The organism is Streptomyces sp. NPDC052107, assembly GCF_040680215.1.
Taxonomy (GTDB): Bacteria; Actinomycetota; Actinomycetes; order Streptomycetales; family Streptomycetaceae; genus Streptomyces.
The window spans coordinates 218,505-237,460 of the sequence record NZ_JBFAWG010000001.1 but is presented as its reverse complement, the minus strand read 5'-3'; the positions used below and the strand labels follow the sequence as shown (position 1 = coordinate 237,460).

The 18,956-nt window shown below is 73.1% G+C and carries 14 protein-coding genes and 1 riboswitch; of the genes, 8 read left to right on the top strand and 6 right to left on the bottom strand.

Annotated features, from left to right (window positions below; translation table 11 throughout):
- Window positions 1–19: 19 nt before the first annotated feature.
- Window positions 20–1,531 (top strand): NAD(P)/FAD-dependent oxidoreductase, encoded by a 1,512-nt coding sequence (locus AB0M27_RS01090; RefSeq protein ID WP_365716563.1) that lies wholly within the window; start codon window positions 20–22, stop codon window positions 1,529–1,531.
- Between the two features lie 30 nt (window positions 1,532–1,561).
- Here AB0M27_RS01090 and AB0M27_RS01085 read toward each other — a convergent pair whose 3' ends face one another.
- The 6 genes from AB0M27_RS01085 to AB0M27_RS01060 form a co-directional block, all read right to left on the bottom strand.
- On the bottom strand, window positions 1,562–2,509 hold the full coding sequence (locus AB0M27_RS01085) for a hypothetical protein (RefSeq protein WP_365716561.1): 948 nt from the start codon (window positions 2,507–2,509) through the stop codon (window positions 1,562–1,564).
- A 56-nt stretch (window positions 2,510–2,565) separates the two neighbouring features.
- Window positions 2,566–3,489 carry a methylenetetrahydrofolate reductase [NAD(P)H] gene (gene metF, locus AB0M27_RS01080; RefSeq protein WP_365716559.1) on the bottom strand — a complete coding sequence of 308 codons (924 nt, stop codon included), beginning with the start codon at window positions 3,487–3,489 and terminating at the stop codon, window positions 2,566–2,568.
- Between the two features lie 146 nt (window positions 3,490–3,635).
- Window positions 3,636–4,283 carry a thiamine phosphate synthase gene (thiE, locus tag AB0M27_RS01075; protein ID WP_365716557.1) on the bottom strand — a complete coding sequence of 216 codons (648 nt, stop codon included), beginning with the start codon at window positions 4,281–4,283 and terminating at the stop codon, window positions 3,636–3,638.
- A 93-nt stretch (window positions 4,284–4,376) separates the two neighbouring features.
- Window positions 4,377–4,742, bottom strand: coding sequence for an Rv2175c family DNA-binding protein (locus AB0M27_RS01070; protein WP_365716555.1), 366 nt, complete (start codon window positions 4,740–4,742; stop codon window positions 4,377–4,379).
- Window positions 4,743–4,806: 64 nt separating this feature from the next.
- Window positions 4,807–6,039 carry an FAD-dependent oxidoreductase gene (locus AB0M27_RS01065; protein ID WP_365716553.1) on the bottom strand — a complete coding sequence of 411 codons (1,233 nt, stop codon included), beginning with the start codon at window positions 6,037–6,039 and terminating at the stop codon, window positions 4,807–4,809.
- 32 nt (window positions 6,040–6,071) lie between these two features.
- Window positions 6,072–6,422 carry a hypothetical protein gene (locus AB0M27_RS01060; RefSeq protein WP_365716551.1) on the bottom strand — a complete coding sequence of 117 codons (351 nt, stop codon included), beginning with the start codon at window positions 6,420–6,422 and terminating at the stop codon, window positions 6,072–6,074.
- Window positions 6,423–6,475: 53 nt separating this feature from the next.
- Window positions 6,476–6,587, top strand: a riboswitch (TPP riboswitch).
- Between AB0M27_RS01060 and thiO the strand changes: the two genes are divergently transcribed.
- The 7 genes from thiO to fxsT all read left to right on the top strand — a co-directional run bounded on the left by thiO (window position 6,585) and on the right by fxsT (window position 18,859).
- Entirely contained in the window at window positions 6,585–7,748 is a 1,164-nt protein-coding gene (gene thiO, locus AB0M27_RS01055; RefSeq protein ID WP_365716549.1) for a glycine oxidase ThiO, read from the top strand. (Overlaps the previous riboswitch by 3 nt.)
- Window positions 7,749–7,750: 2 nt before the next feature.
- Complete coding sequence (thiS, locus tag AB0M27_RS01050) at window positions 7,751–7,951, top strand: sulfur carrier protein ThiS (protein WP_365716846.1); 201 nt, start codon at window positions 7,751–7,753, stop codon at window positions 7,949–7,951.
- 3 nt (window positions 7,952–7,954) lie between these two features.
- Window positions 7,955–8,749 carry a thiazole synthase gene (locus tag AB0M27_RS01045; protein ID WP_365716547.1) on the top strand — a complete coding sequence of 265 codons (795 nt, stop codon included), beginning with the start codon at window positions 7,955–7,957 and terminating at the stop codon, window positions 8,747–8,749.
- 695 nt (window positions 8,750–9,444) lie between these two features.
- Window positions 9,445–11,361 (top strand): Stk1 family PASTA domain-containing Ser/Thr kinase, encoded by a 1,917-nt coding sequence (pknB, locus tag AB0M27_RS01040; protein ID WP_365716545.1) that lies wholly within the window; start codon window positions 9,445–9,447, stop codon window positions 11,359–11,361.
- 153 nt (window positions 11,362–11,514) lie between these two features.
- Entirely contained in the window at window positions 11,515–13,449 is a 1,935-nt protein-coding gene (locus tag AB0M27_RS01035; protein ID WP_365716844.1) for a hypothetical protein, read from the top strand.
- Window positions 13,446–14,462, top strand: a complete 1,017-nt coding sequence (locus AB0M27_RS01030; protein ID WP_365716543.1) for a MoxR family ATPase — start codon at window positions 13,446–13,448, stop codon at window positions 14,460–14,462. The genes AB0M27_RS01035 and AB0M27_RS01030 overlap by 4 nt, the downstream gene beginning before the upstream one ends.
- Complete coding sequence (gene fxsT / locus AB0M27_RS01025) at window positions 14,462–18,859, top strand: FxSxx-COOH system tetratricopeptide repeat protein (RefSeq protein ID WP_365716541.1); 4,398 nt, start codon at window positions 14,462–14,464, stop codon at window positions 18,857–18,859. Before AB0M27_RS01030 ends, fxsT begins: the two co-directional genes overlap by 1 nt.
- Window positions 18,860–18,956 lie beyond the last annotated feature (97 nt).

Genomic DNA, 18,956 nt, shown 5'->3' with positions numbered 1-18,956 from the left:
GGTCGATAAAGTCGCACGCATGGCACGGATTGCGGTGATCGGCGCCGGGATGGGCGCGATGGCGGCCGCCGCCCGGCTGGCCGTCGCGGGCCACCGGGTGGTGGTGTACGAGCGCACGGACACGTACGGCGGTGCGGTGCGCCGCTTCGAGCGGGACGGGTTCGGCTTCGACACCGGCCCGGGCCTGCTGACGCTCCCCGCCGTGTACCGCGATCTGTTCGTCAAGACCGGCAAGGAGCCGCTGGAGGACTGCGTCGAGCTGGTCCAGGTCGATCCGTCCTCGCGGCACCTCTTCGCGGACGGCACCGAGGTGTCGCTGCCGAACGCCTCGCGCGCGGGCGTGGTCGCGGCCCTGGACGAGGCGCTGGGCGGGGGCGCGGGCGAACGCTGGGGCGCGTTCCTGGTGCGGGCCCGGGAGGCCTGGGACCGCACCCGCAGGCCACTGCTGGAGGAGCCGCTGTGGCCCAACTGGCAGGTGCTGGCCGAGAAGGAGCCGTATCCGGCCGTCCCGCACAAGCGGCTGCTGCGCACGCGGCGCGCGCGCACGCTGTCCGAGATCGGCACCCTGGAGCTGCGCGACGAGCGCCTCGCGGCCCTGCTGGAGAGTTCCGTGCTCGCCCACGGCCTCGATCCACGGACCGCTCCGGCGAGCGCGGCCGTCCTGCCCTACATGGAGCACGCCTTCGGCACCTGGTATGTGCGCGGCGGAATCCGGGAGTTGGCGCGCGCGGTGTACGAGCGCTGTGTGAAGCGGCGGGTGGAGTTCGTCTTCGGCGCGGAGGTCACCCGAGTCCTGGAGAAGGACGGCCGGGCGGTGGGCGTGGAGTTGAGAGGCGGCGAGGCCGCCGAGGCGGACCACGTCGTGGCGGACGTGGACCCGGCGCGGCTGAAGACGCTGACGGAGCATCCGCTGGACGGGGACGGGGACGTACGGACCGATCCCTTCAGCCCCCGGCCTGGGCGGTTCACCGTGCTGCTGGCCCTGCGCGGCGGACGCGAGCCCGGTGCCGCGCACCGCACGGTCGTCCACGCGCCGGCCCCGGAGTCCGAGCTGGACTTCCTGGCCTCTCCGGGCGGGGACCAGCCCCCGCGTCCCACGGTGACCGTGCTGCGCCCCGGCGACCCGGCGCTCGGACCGGACGACGGGCACGAGTCCGTGGTGCTGTCCGCGGTCGTGCCGACCGAGGCCGACTGGGACCGGGAGGGCACGGTCCGGAGGTACACGGAGCATCTCCTCGCAGCCGCCGAGGCCGCGACACCGGGGCTGCGGGATCGCGTCCTGTGGCAGGAGGTGCGCACTCCCGGGCACACCGACGAGGAGACGGGCGCCTTCCTCGGCGCGGTGCCCGCCCCCGCCCTCGCCGCCGGCCAGGGGCGTTTCCTGCATCCGGCGAACACCACACGGCTGCCCGGTCTGTACCGGGTCGGCGGCTGGTCCCACCCCGGCGGCGGCCTGCCGCACGCGGGTATGTCGGGCGCGCTGGTGGCGGGGCTGATCGTGGAGGGCCCCGAGTTCCGCGGCTCCCAGTGAGCCGGGCCGGGCCTCACAAACGGTACGGCCTCAGAAGCGGTACTGCTCGTCGTACCCGGCACCGGGCTGCTGCTGGGCCTGCTGGTGCCCCTGGTTCTGGTACGGGTACGCCTGCTCCGGCGGAAGTTCGCCGCCGTAGGTCTCGTCGGTGCGCTGCTGCGGCACCCACACCCCGCCCGCCGGGGTCTCGCCGTAGCCGCCGCCGTACGGCGCCTGGGCGTAGCCCTGCTGGTCGTACTGCCCCGAGTAGCCGGTGTCGTACGAGGCGCCGCCGTAGGACTGGCTGCCGATGTACGGGTCGGAGTAGTTGGCGTAGCCCTGCTGGTCGCCGTTGTAGTAGCCGTACCCCTGCTGGGCGTAGCCCGAGTAGTCGTAGGCGTAGTTCTGCTGCTCGGTGCCCTGGGTCTGGGCGGCGGCCGCGTAGGCGGTGTCGCCGTAGACGCCGTAGGAGCCGGTGTCCTCGGGGAGGGGCTGCGGCTCGTAGACGGTGGTGGTCTCGGCCGCGGTGGGCTCCGTGGCCGGCCGGCCGCCCGGGGCGAAGACGTCGTCGCGGTCGTAGTCGTCGTAGTCGCCGTGCCCCTGGCCGTAGCCCGCCCGGTCGGCGTCCTGGTCGTCCTGCGGGCCTACCAGCTCGTGGTCGGGGTCGTCGTCCAGCGCCGGGTCGTGCCGGTCGGCCCTGCCGCGGCGGCGCTTGCTGCCGCCTCCGGCCTCGGCCTCGGCGTCGGGGCGCTTGACCGCCCAGCCGGCGGCGAAGCCGCGGCGGAACGACAGCGTGACATAGGTCTGGCCGATCGCGAAGGCGATGGCGCCGATGCCGATCACGATCACGGACGGCATCAGCACACCGACCACGACCCCGAGGAAGCCGGCGAACGCGAGCAGCCGCCAGCGCAGGCGTGCCTTGTACTGCAGCAGCACCTCGCCCAGCAACCACAGTGCGACGATGCCGAACGCGATGTAGAGGACCGTCCAGCCCATGTACGCCCCTCTCCCAGTGGCCGCTACGCAGTGTGTCGTATCACCGTGCGGCCGGTCTAGGCCTGCGGGGGGTGGTGCAGGCCCAGGTTCTCGTAGATTTCCAGGGTCGCCGTGGAGTTGTTGAGCGTGATGAAGTGCAGTCCGGGCACTCCCTCGGCGAGCAGCCGAGCGCAGAACTCCGTGGCGAAGTCGATACCGATGGAGCGTACCGCCGCCGGATCGTCCTTCGCTGTGAGGATCCGCTCTTTCAGGGCGTCGGGAAACAGCGCGGTGCTGAGCTTGGGCACCCGTTGCAGCATCTTCACGCTGGTGACCGGCAGCACCTCGGGAATGACGGGGGTCTCACAGCCCGCGGCCACCACACCGTCACGCAGCCGTAGATACGACTCCGGGTGGAAGAACATCTGTGTGATGGCGTAGTCCGCGCCCGCACGGCACTTGTCCACGAAGTGGGCGACGTCGGTGTCCCAGTCCGCGGAGCGAGGGTGCATCTCCGGGAAGGCGGCGACCCCCACACAGAAGTCGCCCGACTCCTTGATGAGCCGGACGAGTTCGGCCGCGTACGTCAGTCCCCGGGGGTGCGGCACCCACTCGCCCATCGGGTCGCCGGGCGGGTCGCCCCGCACGGCGAGCATGTTGCGGATCCCGGCGTCCGCATACTGGCCGATGATGTTCCGCAGTTCGGCGATCGAGTGGTCGACCGCGGTGAGGTGGGCGACGGGCGTGAGCGTGGTGTCCACGACGATCTGCTGCGTCTCGCGGACCGTGGTCGTGCGCGTGGAACCGCCGGCGCCGTATGTGACGGAGACGAAGTCGGGGGCGACGGCCTCGACCCTTCTGAGCGCGTTCCACAGGTTCCGCTCGCCCTGGGGGGTCTTCGGCGCGTAGAACTCGAACGAGTACGTCGTCTTGCCGCTGGCGAGCATGTCGCGCACGGTGCGTGCGCGATCAGTCCTGGTGGAGGGGGTTCCGAGGGCCATACCGGCAGGTTAGCCAGGGAGGGGCGGTCCCCCAACCGAAGGACGGAGATTTGCCCTGATTGTCGCTTTCCTGTCCACTCCTTGGACAGAAAGGCGGACAGAAAACCGGACAGAAACGCGGTCGGAAGAGCCGACAAGCCGTGTCGCTAGCCCTGCCGCAGCCGCTTCGCGAACTCCGCCGCGGCCGCTCCCGGGTCGTCGGCCTCGGTGATCGCGCGCACCACGACCACCCGGCGGCCGCCCGCGTCCAGCACCTGGTCGAGGTTGGCGAGGTCGATCCCGCCGATCGCGAACCAGGGGCGGTCGGTGCCCAGACCGGCCGTGTACCGCACCAGGTCGAGGCCGGGCGCGGGCCGGCCCGGCTTGGTGGGGGTGGGCCAGCAGGGGCCGGTGCAGAAGTAGTCCACGCCCTCCTGCGCGGCGGCCGCGGCGGCCTCGGACTCGGCGTGCGTGGAGCGGCCGATCAGCACCTCGTCACCGAGGACGGCACGGGCCGCAGGGACCGGCAGGTCGCCCTGGCCGAGGTGGAGCACGTCGGCGCGGGCGGCGTGGGCGACGTCCGCGCGGTCGTTCACCGCGAGGAGCTTGCCGTGCCGGGCGCAGGCGTCCGCGAAGACCTCCAGGTGCGCCAGCTCCTCGGCGGCCTCCATGGCCTTGTCGCGCAACTGCACGATGTCGACACCGCCGGCCAGGACCGCGTCCAGGAACTCGGGAAGGTCGCCCTGGCGCTTGCGCGCGTCCGTGCACAGGTACAGGCGGGCGTCGGCGAGCGCGGCGCGTGCGGTGTCGGACATACGTGGGTCCCCCTGGTCGGTGTCCCTGGCGGCTTCGGCGGGTGGCGTACGGGCCAGGACGGCCCGCACGCCACCCCTCATGTGCGATTCGGCTCAGACGGCGAGCGCCTGGGCGCGGCGCTTCACCTCCGTGCCGCGATTCTCGCTCAGAGCCTGCGCGGGGGTGCCGGGCAGGGTCGGGTCGGGGGTGAAGAGCCACTCGATCATCTCTTCGACCGTGAAGCCGTCGTCCCGCAGAAGCGTCAGGGTGCCGGACAGGCCCTTGACGACCTTGTCCCCGTCGATGAAGGCGGCGGGGACGTGCAGTGCGCGGTTCTCACCCCGGCGTACGGCGATGAGCTGGCCCTCCTTGACCAGCTGCCGCACACGCGTCACCTCGACGCCGAGCTGTTCGGCGATGTCGGGGAGGGTGAGCCAGGCGGGGACGAGAGCATCGATCTTTGCTTCAATCTCGGTCACAGGACAAGCCTGCCATCCCCCACTGACAGTCGGAAGTCAGGCAGGTCCGGGCGGGAGGACCCGGCTAGGCGGCCGTGGCGTCCTTCAGGGGCTTCGCCGGGTCCGCCAGGGCCCGCGCGTCCATCCGGCGGCCCGCCTCGATCAGCCGACGGCCCTGCGCCAGATCACGCGGTCGGCCCACCGCCAGCAGGGCCACCAGGCGGTCCTCGCGGAGCCAGCAGACCGTCCAGGCCGGGCCCTCCGGGTCGCCGCGCCAGACCATGCGGTCGGCCGCGGCGTGGTGGCCGACGTACTGCACGAACCGGCCGAACTGCTCGGACCAGAAGTACGGCACCGGGTCGTAGACCGCCGGGGTCTCGCCGAGCACGTTCGCGGCGACCGTGCGCGGGCCCTGCAGGGCGTTGTCCCAGTGGTGGACGAGCAGCCGTTCGCCGTAGCGGGCGGAGGGGAAGGAGGCGCAGTCGCCGACTGCGTACACGTCCTCGACCGAGGTGCGCAGCCGGTCGTCGGCGAGGACGTCCCCGTGCGGGCCCAGCTCCACGCCGGAGACGGCCAGCCAGGCGGTGGCGGGGCGGGCGCCGATGCCGACGACGACGGCGTCCGCGGGCAGCCGGGTGCCGTCGGCGAGCACGACCGCGCCGGGCTCGATGTGATCCACGCGCGCGTGGGTGCGCAGTTCCACACCCGCGTCGGCGTACCAGGCGGCCATGGGCGCCGTGACCTCGGCGGGCAGGGCGCCGGCGAGCGGACGGTCGGCGGCCTCCACGACGGTCACCGCACAGCCGGTCTCGCGGGCGGCCGTGGCGAACTCGGCGCCGATCCAGCCGGCCCCGACGACCACGATCTCGTGCTGCCGGGCGAGCACCGGCTTCAGCCGTTCGGCGTCGTCCAAGGTGCGCAGCAGATGCACGCCGGGCACCCCCTCGGTGCCGGGCAGGGTGATCGGCTCGGCGCCGGTGGCGAGGACCAGGACGTCGTACGGCACCGGGCCCGCCTCGGTGTCCAGCTCGTGTTCGGCGGGGCGCAGGCCCAGCACCTCGCAGCCGAGCCGCAGCTCGACGCCGAGGGACTCGAAGTCCACGTCGAAGGCGGAGTCCTCGGCCTTGCCGAGCAGTACGGCCTTCGACAGGGGCGGCCGGTCGTACGGCTGGTGCGGCTCCGCGCCGATCACGGTGACGGGACCTTTGAAGCCCTGCTCCCGCAGCGCGACCGCGGTCTGCACCCCGGCCATGCCCGCGCCCACCACGACCACGCGCCGCCCCGCCGGCGTGCCCCCTTGCGCTGTCTGCTCGCTCACCCGATCACCATAGACACGTGACAACGCGTCAGTCAGCGGGCGTGCCCGGTGACCTGTTCCACAACGCTCGTACCGGCGCCCGCCTGGGACTCCCACTCCCAGGTCTCCTCCAGCCGCACCCGCCCGTCCGGCAGCTCCACGACCGTGGAGACACAGTGCCCCGAGGAGGTCGTCCCGTCGGTCTTCAGCTGGACATAGCGGAAGTCCAGACGGTCGCCCTCCCGGGTGCCGACCAGATGACCGCGTACGACATCGCCGCCCGCGTACTCGGCCCATATCTCGCCGTCCTCCTCGTGGTACGCGAACCGGGTGCGGGTACCCACCTGACCTGGGGCTTGGTCCGCCAGGGGGGCGAGGATCAGTCCGTCGAGCGACCGGGCCATGGGCAGGGGCTCCCTTACGGGTGACGAGGGGGGCGGGCTAGGGTGGCCACCGTACAAGCACTCGCGGGAGCCCGGACGCACCGGGCTGAGAGGGAGGCTGGCGGCCTCCGACCGTACGAACCTGATCCGGGTCATGCCGGCGAAGGGAGGGGCTGGACGCCCATGTCGTCACGTACGTCCGACGTCCTCGTCACCGGGGGCGGAATCATCGGCCTGGTCACGGCCTGGCGCGCGGCGCAGCGCGGGCTCGCGACCGCCGTGGTGGACCCCGAGCCCGGCGGCGGGGCCGCGCGGGTCGCGGCCGGGATGCTGGCCGCGGTCACCGAACTGCACTACGGCGAGGAGCGGCTGCTCGCCCTGAACCTGGAATCGGCCCGCCGCTACCCGGACTTCACGGCCGAGCTGACCGAGCTGACCGGCCAGGACCTCGGCTACCGCCGCTGCGGCACCCTCGCGGTCGCGCTCGACGCCGACGACCGCGCACATCTGCGTGAACTGCACGCCCTGCAGCAACGCTCCGGCCTGGACTCGGAGTGGCTGTCCGGGCGGGAGTGCCGGCGCCTGGAGCCGATGCTGGCGCCCGGGGTGCGCGGCGGGCTGCGGGTCGAGGGCGACCACCAGATCGACCCGCGGCGGCTGGCGGCGGCCCTGGTGAGCGCATGCGAGCGGGCCGGCGTGGTGTTCCATCGCGCGTGGGCCGAGCGGCTGGACGTCGTACGGGACCGGGCCGCCGGGGTGATCACCGCGGACGGCACCGAGCTGCGCGCCGGGCAGGTGGTGCTCGCGGCAGGAAGCATGAGCGGGCGGCTCACGGGCGTGCCGGAGGCGCTGCTGCCGCCGGTGCGGCCGGTGAAGGGGCAGGTGCTGCGGCTGACGGTGCCGCGCCGGTACGCGCCCTTCCTCAGCCGGACGGTACGGGCCGTGGTCCGCGGCAGCCAGGTCTATCTGGTGCCCCGCGAGAACGGCGAACTGGTCGTCGGCGCGACCAGCGAGGAGCTGGGCTGGGACACGACCGTCACCGCGGGCGGCGTGTACGAGCTGCTGCGCGACGCCCACGAGCTGGTGCCGGGCATCACCGAACTGCCGCTCACCGAGACCCGGGCCGGGCTACGCCCCGGCTCCCCCGACAACGCGCCGCTGCTCGGCCCGTCCGGGCTCGACGGGCTGCTGCTGGCCACCGGGCACTACCGCAACGGCGTGCTGCTCACGCCGGTCACCGGGGATGTGATGGCCGAGGTGCTGGCGAGCGGCCGGCTCCCGGAAGAAGCCCGTCCCTTCACGCCGCAGCGTTTCGGCGCCGCCGTCCTCATGGAGCAGCCCGCATGAGCATCTCGATCTCTGTCAACGGAGAGCGCCGGGAGATCGTTCCGGGTACCGCTCTGGACATCGTCGTACGGTCGCTGGTCTCGGCGCCCTCCGGGGTGGCCGCCGCCGTCAACGAGACCGTCGTCCCGCGCGCGCAGTGGGCGTCCACGGCGCTGGCCGAGGGCGACCGGGTCGAAGTCCTCACCGCGGTCCAGGGAGGCTGAGCCATGGCCGACGATCCCTTGGTCCTCGGGGGTACGACCTTCTCGTCGCGGCTGATCATGGGTACGGGCGGTGCGCCCAGCCTGGAGGTGCTGGAGCGGGCGCTGGTCGCCTCCGGTACGGAGCTGACGACGGTCGCGATGCGGCGGGTGGACCCCTCCGTGCACGGTTCGGTGCTGTCGGTGCTGGAGAGGCTGGGCATCCGGGTGCTGCCGAACACGGCGGGCTGTTTCACCGCGGGCGAGGCCGTGCTGACCGCGCGGCTGGCGCGGGAGGCGCTGGGCACGGATCTGATCAAGCTGGAGGTCATCGCCGACGAGCGGACGCTGCTGCCGGATCCGGTGGAGCTGCTGGAGGCGGCGGAGACGCTGGTCGACGACGGGTTCACGGTGCTGCCGTACACCAATGACGATCCCGTGCTGGCGCGGAAGCTGGAAGATGTGGGCTGTGCCGCCGTCATGCCGCTGGGGTCGCCGATCGGGTCCGGGCTCGGGATCCGCAATCCCCATAACTTCCAGCTGATCGTCGAGCACGCGCGCGTGCCGGTGATTCTGGATGCGGGGGCCGGTACGGCGTCCGATGTCGCGCTGGCCATGGAGCTGGGGTGTGCTGGGGTGATGCTCGCCTCCGCCGTGACCCGGGCGCAGGAGCCGGAACTCATGGCGGCGGCGATGAGGCATGCCGTGGAGGGAGGTCGGCTGGCTCGGTTGGCCGGGCGGATTCCGCGCAGGCACTTCGCCGAGGCGTCGTCTCCTGCGGGGGGCCTGGCCGTGCTGGATCCCGAGCGTCCTGCGTTCTGACCCTGTGCCGCACTTGCCCACGGCTCTCCCACCCGCGCACCGCCCGTTACCGCCTGCTGGGGGGCTGGACTTATCCCGTGGGGCGTCCTCGCCGTCGGCGGCCGCGGGTTGTGGGGGCGGCACCGGCGGCAGCGGGACGCCTGCGCCGTCGGCGGGCGCGAGTCTTGGGGGCGCCGGCGGGCCGCACAGCTCGCGGTGACGACGCCGGCAGCCACCGAACGCCTGCAGCGTCGACGGCCACGAGTCGCGGGGCGACGCCGGCGGGCCACACAGGCCGTAGCAGCGGGTCGCCTGCGCCGCGACGGCCACGAGTCGTGGGGCGCGGGCGGCACGGGCCGCAGGAGACAGCGAACTGCACGGGGGGGCTGCCGGCGGCAGCGAGCGGCCTGGACGGTGGCCGTCGGCAGCCGACGGCCCGGACAGTGGGCGGCGCCAGCCAACCGCCTGGACAGTGCGCGGCGGCAGACGGCGGCCCGCGCGGTGCGCGGCGGCAGACGGCGGCCCGCGCGGTGCGCGGCGGCAGACGGCGGCCGGGCGGTGGGCGGCGGCAGACGGCGGGGGTGGGGGCGGTGTGGGGGTGTGGGGCTGGGGATCGGAACCCTTGTTCGTGTGTCGCGTCACAGGTCGGCTTCAGTGCCTGGGGGAAAGCGTTCTCGGCGGGGGAAGTGTCGGTGGGTCCTCGTAGACTCCCCTGCGTGGATACGACCCTTCAGGACCCTCTCGTCGGGCAGGTGCTCGACGGCCGTTATCGCGTCGACGCGCGGATCGCGGTCGGCGGGATGGCCACGGTCTACCGGGCCCTGGACACCCGTCTGGACCGTGTGCTCGCGCTGAAGGTGATGCACCCGACGCTCGCGGCCGACGGATCCTTCGTGGAGCGGTTCATCCGGGAGGCGAAGTCCGTCGCCCGGCTGGCGCACCCGAACGTGGTGCAGGTCTTCGACCAGGGCACCGACGGGTCGTACGTGTACCTGGCGATGGAGTACGTCGCCGGGTGCACTCTGCGGGACGTGCTGCGGGAGCGGGGGGCGCTGCAGGCCCGCGCGGCCCTCGACATCCTCGAGCCCGTGCTCGCCGCGCTCGGCGCCGCGCACCGGGCCGGTTTCGTGCACCGGGACATGAAGCCCGAGAACGTGCTGATAGGGGACGACGGCCGGGTCAAGGTCGCCGACTTCGGGCTGGTGCGGTCGGTGGACACCCAGACCAGCACGACCGGCGCCGTCCTCGGGACCGTGTCGTATCTCGCGCCCGAGCAGATAGAGCAGGGCACCGCCGATCCACGCGTCGACGTCTACGCCTGCGGTGTCGTGCTCTACGAGATGCTGACCGGCGGCAAGCCGCACTCGGGGGACTCCCCCGCGCAGGTCCTCTACAAGCACATCCACGAGGACGTGCCGCCGCCCTCGGCACTGGTGCCGGGGCTGCCGTACGAGCTGGACGAGGTGGTGGCATCCGCGACCGCTCGCAACCCGGACATCCGGCCGCACGACGCCGTGGCACTGCTCGCCCAGGTACGCGAGGCGCGCCAGGGGCTGAGCGACGAGCAGCTGGACGCCATACCGCCGCAGGCGCTGTCCGCGGAGCACGACAACGCCGGCGACCGTACGAGCGTGATACCGCGCTCGCTGACCGTGCCCCGGCCGCTGCCCGTCAACGAGGAGGAGCCGGCCGGGGGCGGCGTCCAGCACACCAGCCGGCTGCAGGCGCCTCCGGTGCCACCGCGGCGGTCGCGGCGCCTGGTGCTGACGGTCGTCGCCGCCGTGCTGGTGGTGTTCGGCGTGGGCGCCGGCGTCTGGTACATCAACTCCGGCCAGTTCACGAAGGTCCCGCCACTGCTGTCGAAGACCGAGGCGCAGGCCCGGGACCGGCTGAAGTCGGCCGGCCTCGAGGTCGGACAGGTCAAGCGCGAGTACAACGACGCGGTCCAGCGGGGCACGGTCATCGGCACCGACCCCGCGCCCGGCGCCCGGATCCGCGACCACGACTCGGTGACGCTGACCATCTCGCTCGGCCCGGAGACGGTGAACGTGCCGGATGTCGCGGGCCGCCCCCTGGCCGAGGCGCGTGCGCGGCTGAAGGCGGACGGGCTGGAACCGGGCATGGTCACCCGGGAGTTCAGCGAGGACGTCGCCAAGGGCTCGGTGATCGCCACGACACCGCGGGCCGGCACCGAGCGGCACGCCGGGTCGGCGATCGCGCTGACCGTCAGCAAGGGCCGCCCGATCGACGTGCCGGACGTCACCGGTGACGATCCGGCCGACGCCAGGCAGCAGCTGACGGAAGCCGGGCTGAAGGTGAAGATCGCGCCCCAGCAGGTCAACTCCGAGTACGACAAGGGCAAGGTGGCCCAGCAGAGCCCGGGCGACGGCAGCCAGGCCGCCGAGGGCGACACGGTGACGCTGACGTTGTCCAAGGGCCCGGAGATGGTCGAGGTGCCGGACGTGGTCGGCGACAGTGTCGACGACGCCCACAAGGCGCTGGAGGGCGCCGGGTTCAAGGTGGACGAGGACCGCGGCCTGCTCGGGCTGTTCGGCGACACCGTGAAGAAGCAGTCGGTGAAGGGCGGCGACAAGGCGCCCAAGGGATCGGCCATCACGATCACCATCCGCTGACCAGGGCACTTGCGGGCCCCTCGGGGGCAGTGTCAACTGGCCGCCGTCGATGGACTGTTGCCCCCTGCGTCCGCCCCCTCCGAGGCCGCTACTATGGCGGCTTCGCGGTGCTCGTCCGGTGGCGCGGCAGACGGGGGGAGAGGCGTCTTGGGGGTGGAACCGGTCGCGCAGTTGACCGCAACCGACGTCTGGCAGGTGAGCATCCTCGGGCCCACGGGCATGCCCGTGGGCGGAGGGGTCGTCATGCCGCCGCGGTACGTGCTGACGTGCGCCCACGTGGTGACGAGCGCCCTCGGCCGGCCGTGGCAGGACGACCCGGGCGCCACCGTGACGATCAGCCTGAGCAACGGCCTGCGGCTGAGCGGCTCCCCGGGCGGCGGGCACCACTATGGGGGCGGAAACTCGCACGAGGACTTCTCGGTGCTGACCCTGCACGGCGATCTGTCCCTGGCCGGCGACCGGTTACCCAGCTCGCACGGCCACCTGTCCGCCGGCTCCTACAGCGCGAAGCGGCGGATGCAGGTGTACGGCTACCCCCAGGGACAGCCGCACGGGGTGTGGGCGGACTGCCTCATGGCCGGCCCCGGCGGGCCGGCGTCGGCGCTGATCCAGCTGAACGACGCGCCCGACACGGGCCGCAAGGTCGGCAAGGGGTACAGCGGTTGCGGCGTGAAGGACGTCGCGACCTCCCGGGTCATGGGGCTGGCCGTCCTGCGGGACAAGGCACCGGACGCGGGGGTGACATGGATGATCCCCATGGCCCGGCTGGCCCGGTCCTGGCCCCCGCTGCGCGCCGCCCTCGCGCTGTCCGGAGAGCTGCTCACGGACCCCTCCGTGCCGGAGACCGACCTCCACCAGGGTCTGTACGACGACGGCCCGTTCGACGCCGAGGCCATGGACGACCTCTACCGCCTGCTGCTGGACGGCGCGGTGCCGCTGCCGGGTCTGGTGACGCTGCGCGACGAGGCGCTCGGCCCGGTGCGCCGCCCCTGGCAGGGCGCTCCCGAGGACATCCTCGGCATCGTGCACGACCTGCAGCAGATCGCGCAGGCCGGCCGCCCGGTGCCGCCACTGCTGACGTTCGTCGCGGCGCTGTCCCAGCGCGTCCCGGGAACGCGCGGGCAGGAGCTGGCCCGCTGGGTGCGCGGCCGGGCCGGACACTGCTCGCCGGTGGTCGATCCGGGCCCGCTGCTTCAGCGGCGCTCGCGTCCGGCGCGGGCGACCGCCCGGTGGACGTACGCCACCTTCCGCATCACTCCCGCCTCGCCGTCCCGGCACTATCTGCTCGACGTCTTCCAGGAGCACGAGGGTTCGCCGCGGGAGGCCGTGCAGCAGTACACCGAGGCCATGCGATTCGGCCACATCGAGCGCCTGATCCGGGAGGAGATCATCCGGATGCGCCGGGCCAAGGCCATCGACTCCCCGGATCTGTTCGTGGAGTTCGTCCTGCCGCGCGAGCTGCTCGGCAGGGCGTTCGACGGGCTCCCGATCACCACGCCCAGCGGCGCGGAGGTGCGTCTGGGGGTGGTGCATCCGGTCGCCGTGCGCAGTCTCGAGCGCCAGAACGCGTCGGTCTGGGTCGAGTGGGGGCATAACTGGTCCCGCAAGTGGGACAGGATGAGGGCGATGTCCGTACTCTCCGGAGAGCGGGTGGTGGATGTGGTGCCCGCCCGGAGCCAGGACCCGACGTCGTACGAAGTCATGTTCTCCGCGCTGTACCCGGAGGACGGGCCGCTCGCGCTGGTGCTCGGCTTCCCGCCGCGGGCCGCCCGGAAGCGCACGCCCGACCCGGAGTTCGACGCGGCCCTGGACGCGGGGATCCCCGCGCTGGTGTGGGCGCACGACGAACAGGACGGGCCGCGGGTCACCGGGGAGCTGCCGGGCCGGTTGCGGTCGACCAGCGTACGGACCCTGCCCGAGGCCGTGTTACGGGCCCGCCGGGGCGAGTGGTCGCCCGTGCCCGCGGGCGGCGGGCCGCGCATCGCCGGCGGACTGCGTCTGGGCTTCCTCTGGGACCCCTTCGACCGGCTGCCACCACAGACCCCCTTGGCCGCACCCGTTCCCGCCCCCGGAGGTGACCCCTCGTGACCGAGACCGGAAGCCCGCAGACACCCGGGTGGTGGCTGTACCGTGGCGACGGCGTTCCGCACGACGCGATCGACCGGCTGCCCGATCCCCCGGGCTGGCGGCCGATCCAGCAGGGCACGCCCCCGAAGGACGAGGTCCTCGCGCCGGAGCCGGCCGACGCCCGCCGGGGCCGGGTCTTCCAGGTGGACCGGGGACTGGTCGACGTCGTCAACGCGGCGCTGCTGCTGCGCCGCCCCCTGCTGCTGACCGGCCGTCCGGGCACGGGCAAGTCCACGCTGGCCCATGCCGTCGCCCATGAGCTGGGGCTCGGCCCCGTGCTGCACTGGCCGGTGACCTCGCGCACGACCCTGCGGGACGGGCTGTACGCCTACGACGCCATCGGGCGGCTGCACGAGGCGAACCTGCGGCGGGCCGGCCTGGACACGGGCGAGGGCACCGGCGACATCGGACGGTTCCTGCGGCTAGGGCCCCTGGGCACGGCTCTGCTGCCGCGCCGCCGGCCGCGCGTCCTGCTCATCGACGAGCTGGACAAGAGCGACATCGACCTGCCGAACGATCTGCTGACCGTGTTCGAGGAGGGGCGCTTCAGCGTCGAGGAGCTGTTGCGGCTGCCCCCGGAACAGCGCAGTGTGCCGGTGCGCACGGCGGACGGCGGCCAGGCGTTGGTGGCGGATGGCCAGGTGTCCTGCTGGGCCTTCCCGTTCGTGGTCATCACCTCGAACGAGGAGCGGGAGTTCCCCGCCGCGTTCGCCCGGCGCTGCCTGCGCTACGACATCGAGCCGCCGGGTCCGGAACGGCTGGCCGCGATCGTCGCCGCGCATCTGGGCGAGGAGGCGCTGGAGCAGGCGCGGCCGCTGGTGGAGGCCTTCCTCGTGGAACAGGGCAACGGCAGTGTCGCGGTGGACCAGTTGCTGAGCGCCATCCAGTTGGCACGCGTGGGAGCGGACGAGGACCCCGAGCAGTGGCAGGATCTGCTGCGCACCCTGTGGCGGCATCTCGAAACGGGGCCCTGATGTCGTACGAATCACCGGAGCGCCCCGCTCCGGACGCGCGGGAGATCGCCGAAGTCCTCTGGCTCGCGGCGCAGTTGGCGCGCGCCGCGGACGACGCGCCCGCGCGACCGGCCGCCCGCGGGCCGCACCGGCTGTCCGGGCTCGTGGGCCAGCTGGAGCCGGATCGGCCCCGACGCCGGCGTGGCACTCCCGCCGGCGAGGACTCCGCCGAGGCACAGGCGAACGGCGCGCCGCGGGCGGGCATTCCCGCTCCGCGCATGCGGGGACCGCAGCTGCACGCACGCGACTTCCGCGCGCCGGCGGGCGACGCCGGAACAGCCGTCCCCGCGTTGCCGGTCCGCTCTCCCGGGGTGCGCCCGCTGGGGAAGCCGGCCGAGCTGGGGCGGGCCCTGCGGCCGCTGCGGCGCCGCGCCTCCTCCACGGTGCGGCACCGGATGGACGAGGAGGCGACCGCCGACCGCGCGGCACAGACCGACGTCTGGGAGCCGGTGCTGGTCCCGGAGGAGGAGCCCTGGCTCGATCTGGTGCTGGTGGTCGACACCGGCGAGTCCATGGTGCTGTGGGACAGCGCGGTGGCCGACTTGCGCACGGTGCTGCGCCGGGTGGGGGCCTTCCGCTCGATCACCGTGCGCTGGCTGGAGCACCTGGCGGACGGCACCATCGCGGTGCGCAGCACGGCACCCCCCTGGTCCGGCGACGGTCCGCGCCGCCGCGCCGACCAGGGTCCGCCCGCCTACCACTCCCCGCGCGGCGCCGTTCTGGTCTTCAGCGACGGCATCGGCCCCGGCTGGCGCTCCGGCGCGGCGCTCCGGCTGCTGGCCCGCTGGGCGCACAGCCGGCCCACGGCCCTTGTGCAGCCGCTGGACCGGCGGCTGTGGCACCGCACCGCGCTGCGCCCCGTCCCCGTCACCCTGCACGCCGCCCGCCCCGGTGCCCCCAACCGCGACCTGCACGCCGGTGCGGACCAGGCCGGCGTGCCGGTGCCGGTCGTGGAACTCGCGCCCGCCGCACTGCAGATGTGGGCCCGGATGGTCGCCCACCCCGAGTCGTCGCCGTTCCAGGGGTATGCCGTGGCTGCGGACGGCGCGGCGCCCTCGGCGCCGGCGGAGACGGTGCCGCCGCGGCCGGCCGAGGAGGGGCTGTCCCCGCTGGACCGGGTGCTCGCGTTCCGTGCGCAGGCCTCGCCGCAGGCCTTCGAACTGGCCGGATACCTGGCCGCGGCTCCCTTGTTCCTGCCGGTCATGCGTCTGGTCCAGCAGGTCATGGCGCCCCGCACGACGCCGTCGCACCTGGCGGAGGTGTTCCTGTCGGGCCTGCTGCACCCGGTGCCCTGCGACCGGCCGCGCCCGGCCGAACAGACGGAGTTCGACTTCCCCGAGGCCGTGCGCTCGCTCCTGCTGGGCTCCCTGCACCGGCAGGAGAGCCGGCGGGTCCTCACCGCCGTCTCCGCCTACCTGGCCGAGCACTCGTCCGCGCCGTACCGGTTCGACGCGACGCTGGCCGATCCGTCAGCGGAGCTGCCCGCGCGCATCAGCGCGGAGAGCCTTCCCTTCGCCAAGGTCGATGCCGCGGTGGCCGACGCACTGGGCGGGGGCTTCACCACCCGGGCGCGCAAGCTGCGCGATCTCATCTCCGGGCAGCACCGCCCCGCGGGCGTAGGTAACCGTCCGCAGCCGTACAGTTACGATGTGACCGACACCACAACCACGAACAGCACTGCCGAGACCGGGATCGCCCGCCCTCACCCGGTCGAATCCGGCGGGGCGGCCAAGACGCCCCGGCCGCCGGCGGAAAGGGAATCACCCGTGGCCGAGTCCGCGTCTCGTCTGGCCGGCGTCGACGGCCCTCCGAGCACCGGGGGGCCCACCACCGCTCCCCTGTCGACGCTCACGCGGCCCGTGCGGTTCGAGGAGAGCGTCCCGCAGGTGTGGGGTCGGCGCATTCCGCCGCGGAACCACATCTTCACCGGCCGGGACGAGCTGATCACCCAGTTGCACGACCGGCTGGCCGACCGGCGCGCGGCGATCGTGCCGCAGGCCTTCTTCGGGCTCGGCGGAGTGGGTAAGACACAACTGGCCGTGGAGTACATCTACCGGTACCAGTCGCAGTACCAGCTGATCTGGTGGATCAACGCGGAGGATCCCGCGCTGGTCCGCTCGTCCATCGCCGCTCTCGCACCGCACCTGGGCCTGGAGGCGGCTCCCAGCGGTGACGAGGCGCTTCCCCTGGTTCTGGACTGCCTGCGGCGCGGAACCCCGTTCCGGAAATGGCTCCTGGTGTTCGACAACGCCGACCGGCCCGAGGACCTGGAGGAGTACTTCCCCTCCGGCGAGGGTCACATCCTGGTCACCTCACGCAACCAGAGCTGGGCCGGGCACGCCCATCCCGTCGCGGTGGACGTCTTCTCCCGGGCGGAGTCGGTCCGCTTCCTGCAGCGGCGCGTCCCGGGGATGCCCGTGCAGGACGCGTCCCGGCTGGCCGAGGCGCTGGGCGACCTTCCGCTCGCCGTGGAGCAGGCCGGAGCCTGGCACGCGGAGACGGCGATGTCCGTGGACGAGTACCTGGAGCTGCTGCGCGAGCACGCGGGACGGCTGCTCGACACCTCCGTACCGTCCGGCTATCCGCACTCCGTGGTGGCGACCTGGAACCTGGCCATGGAGCGGCTGGCCGAACGCAACCCGGCCGCGGTCCAGTTGCTGCGGCTGTGCTCCTGCATGGCGCCGGAGCCCATCAGCTGGGCCGTGCTGCGCAGCGCGGCCTTCGCCCCGCTGCCGTCCCCGCTGGCCGAGGCGCTGCGCGACCCGGTGGAGCTGGGCCTGGTCACCCGGGAGATCGGCCGGCTGGCGCTGGCCCGCATCGATCACCGCAGCAACAGTTTGCAAATGCACAGGCTCGTGCAGGCCGTGTTGTTCAACCAGATGTCCCCGCAGGAGCAGGAGGACACCTACCACCTCACCCATGTCCTGCTGGCGGCGGCCGACCCGAAGGAGCCGGAGGACGACGCGAACTGGCGCAGGTACGCCGAGCTTCGCCCGCACATCCGGCCCACCCGGTCGGTGGAGTGCGAGGAGCGGGACGTCCGCGACCTGGTGATCAACGAGGTCCGCTATCTCTACCAGCACGGCGACTACACCGGCGGCGCCCAGCTCGCCGAGTTCGCGCGCGCGGAATGGCGCGACCGGCTCGGCGAGGACCATCCGCAGACCATGCGCATCACCCGCGCCTACGGCAACCTGATCCGCAGCTTCGGACGGTTCGACGAGGCCCGGCAGCTCAACGCCGAGCTGCTCGAACGCACCCGCCGGGTGTACGGCGAGGACCACGAGGAGACCCTCGCGATCGCCAACAGCAACGCCGCCGACCTGAGAGTCCTCGGCGATTTCGAGGCGGCGGCGGAGCGGGACCGGGACACCCTGGATCGGCTGATCACCGGCTTCGGCCCGGACCATCCGCTGGCCCTGATGTCCGCGGCCAACCGCGCGCTCGATCTACGGCTGCTGGGCCGGTTCCAGGAGGCGCTGGAGCTGGACGCGGAGACCTACGAGCGACGGGTGCGCATCTTCGGCCCGGACGACCCGCTGACCCTGGTGGTGGCCGCGAACTACGCCCGCGACCAGCGGGAGATGGGCGACTACCGGGGCTCCACCGAGTCGTTGCGCGCCCTGTATCCGAAGCTGCGCGACCGGCAGGGCCGCGAGCATCCGTCCACCCTGGACGTGGCCAAGAACCTCTCCGTCTCCCTGCGGGCGATGGGCGCCTACGAGGAGGCGTACGAGAGGTCCGGGCGTACCGTGGCACGCTGCCGGGCGCGCTACGGCGAGGGAGACCTCAACACCCTGGCCGCGATCGGCAACCACGCCGTCGACCTGTTGCTGCGCGGTGAGCTGGAAGAGTCGGAGCGCCTGGCCGCGCAGACCGTGGCGGGATACGAGCAGTTGTTCGGCGCGGACCACCCCTATCTGCCGATGACGGAGACCAATCACGCCGTCGTCCTGCGGGCCCTCGGCGAGCACGAGCGGGCGCTGTCGCTGAACCTGTCCGCCTACGAGAAGCTGGAGCGCCGGTTCGGTCCGGAGCACAACTGCACGCTGCGCTGCGGCGTGAACCTCGCCAACGACCTGCACTCGGCGGGTCGGCACGAGGAGGCGATGCAGGCGAACACCCGCCACCTGGAGGCACTGCGCGGCACCCTCGGCCACGATCATCCGGTCACGCTGGTGTGCGGCGGCAACCTCGCGCACGACCTGCGCTCGCTGGGCCGGGAGGACGAGGCCGCGGCACTCCTCGACGACATCCTGACGCGGTTCGCCCGGACGCTGGGCGCGGACTATCCGGTGGCCGAGGTGTTCTCCCGCGGAGAGCGGGCGTTCTGCGACATCGAGACACCGGTGTTCTGACCCGCGCGGGCGCCCGCCTCCCCGGCTCAGACACCGGTGCTCTGCCCCGGGCCGGCGCCCGCCTCCCGGGCGACGGGTGCGCCAGCCAGCCAGGCCG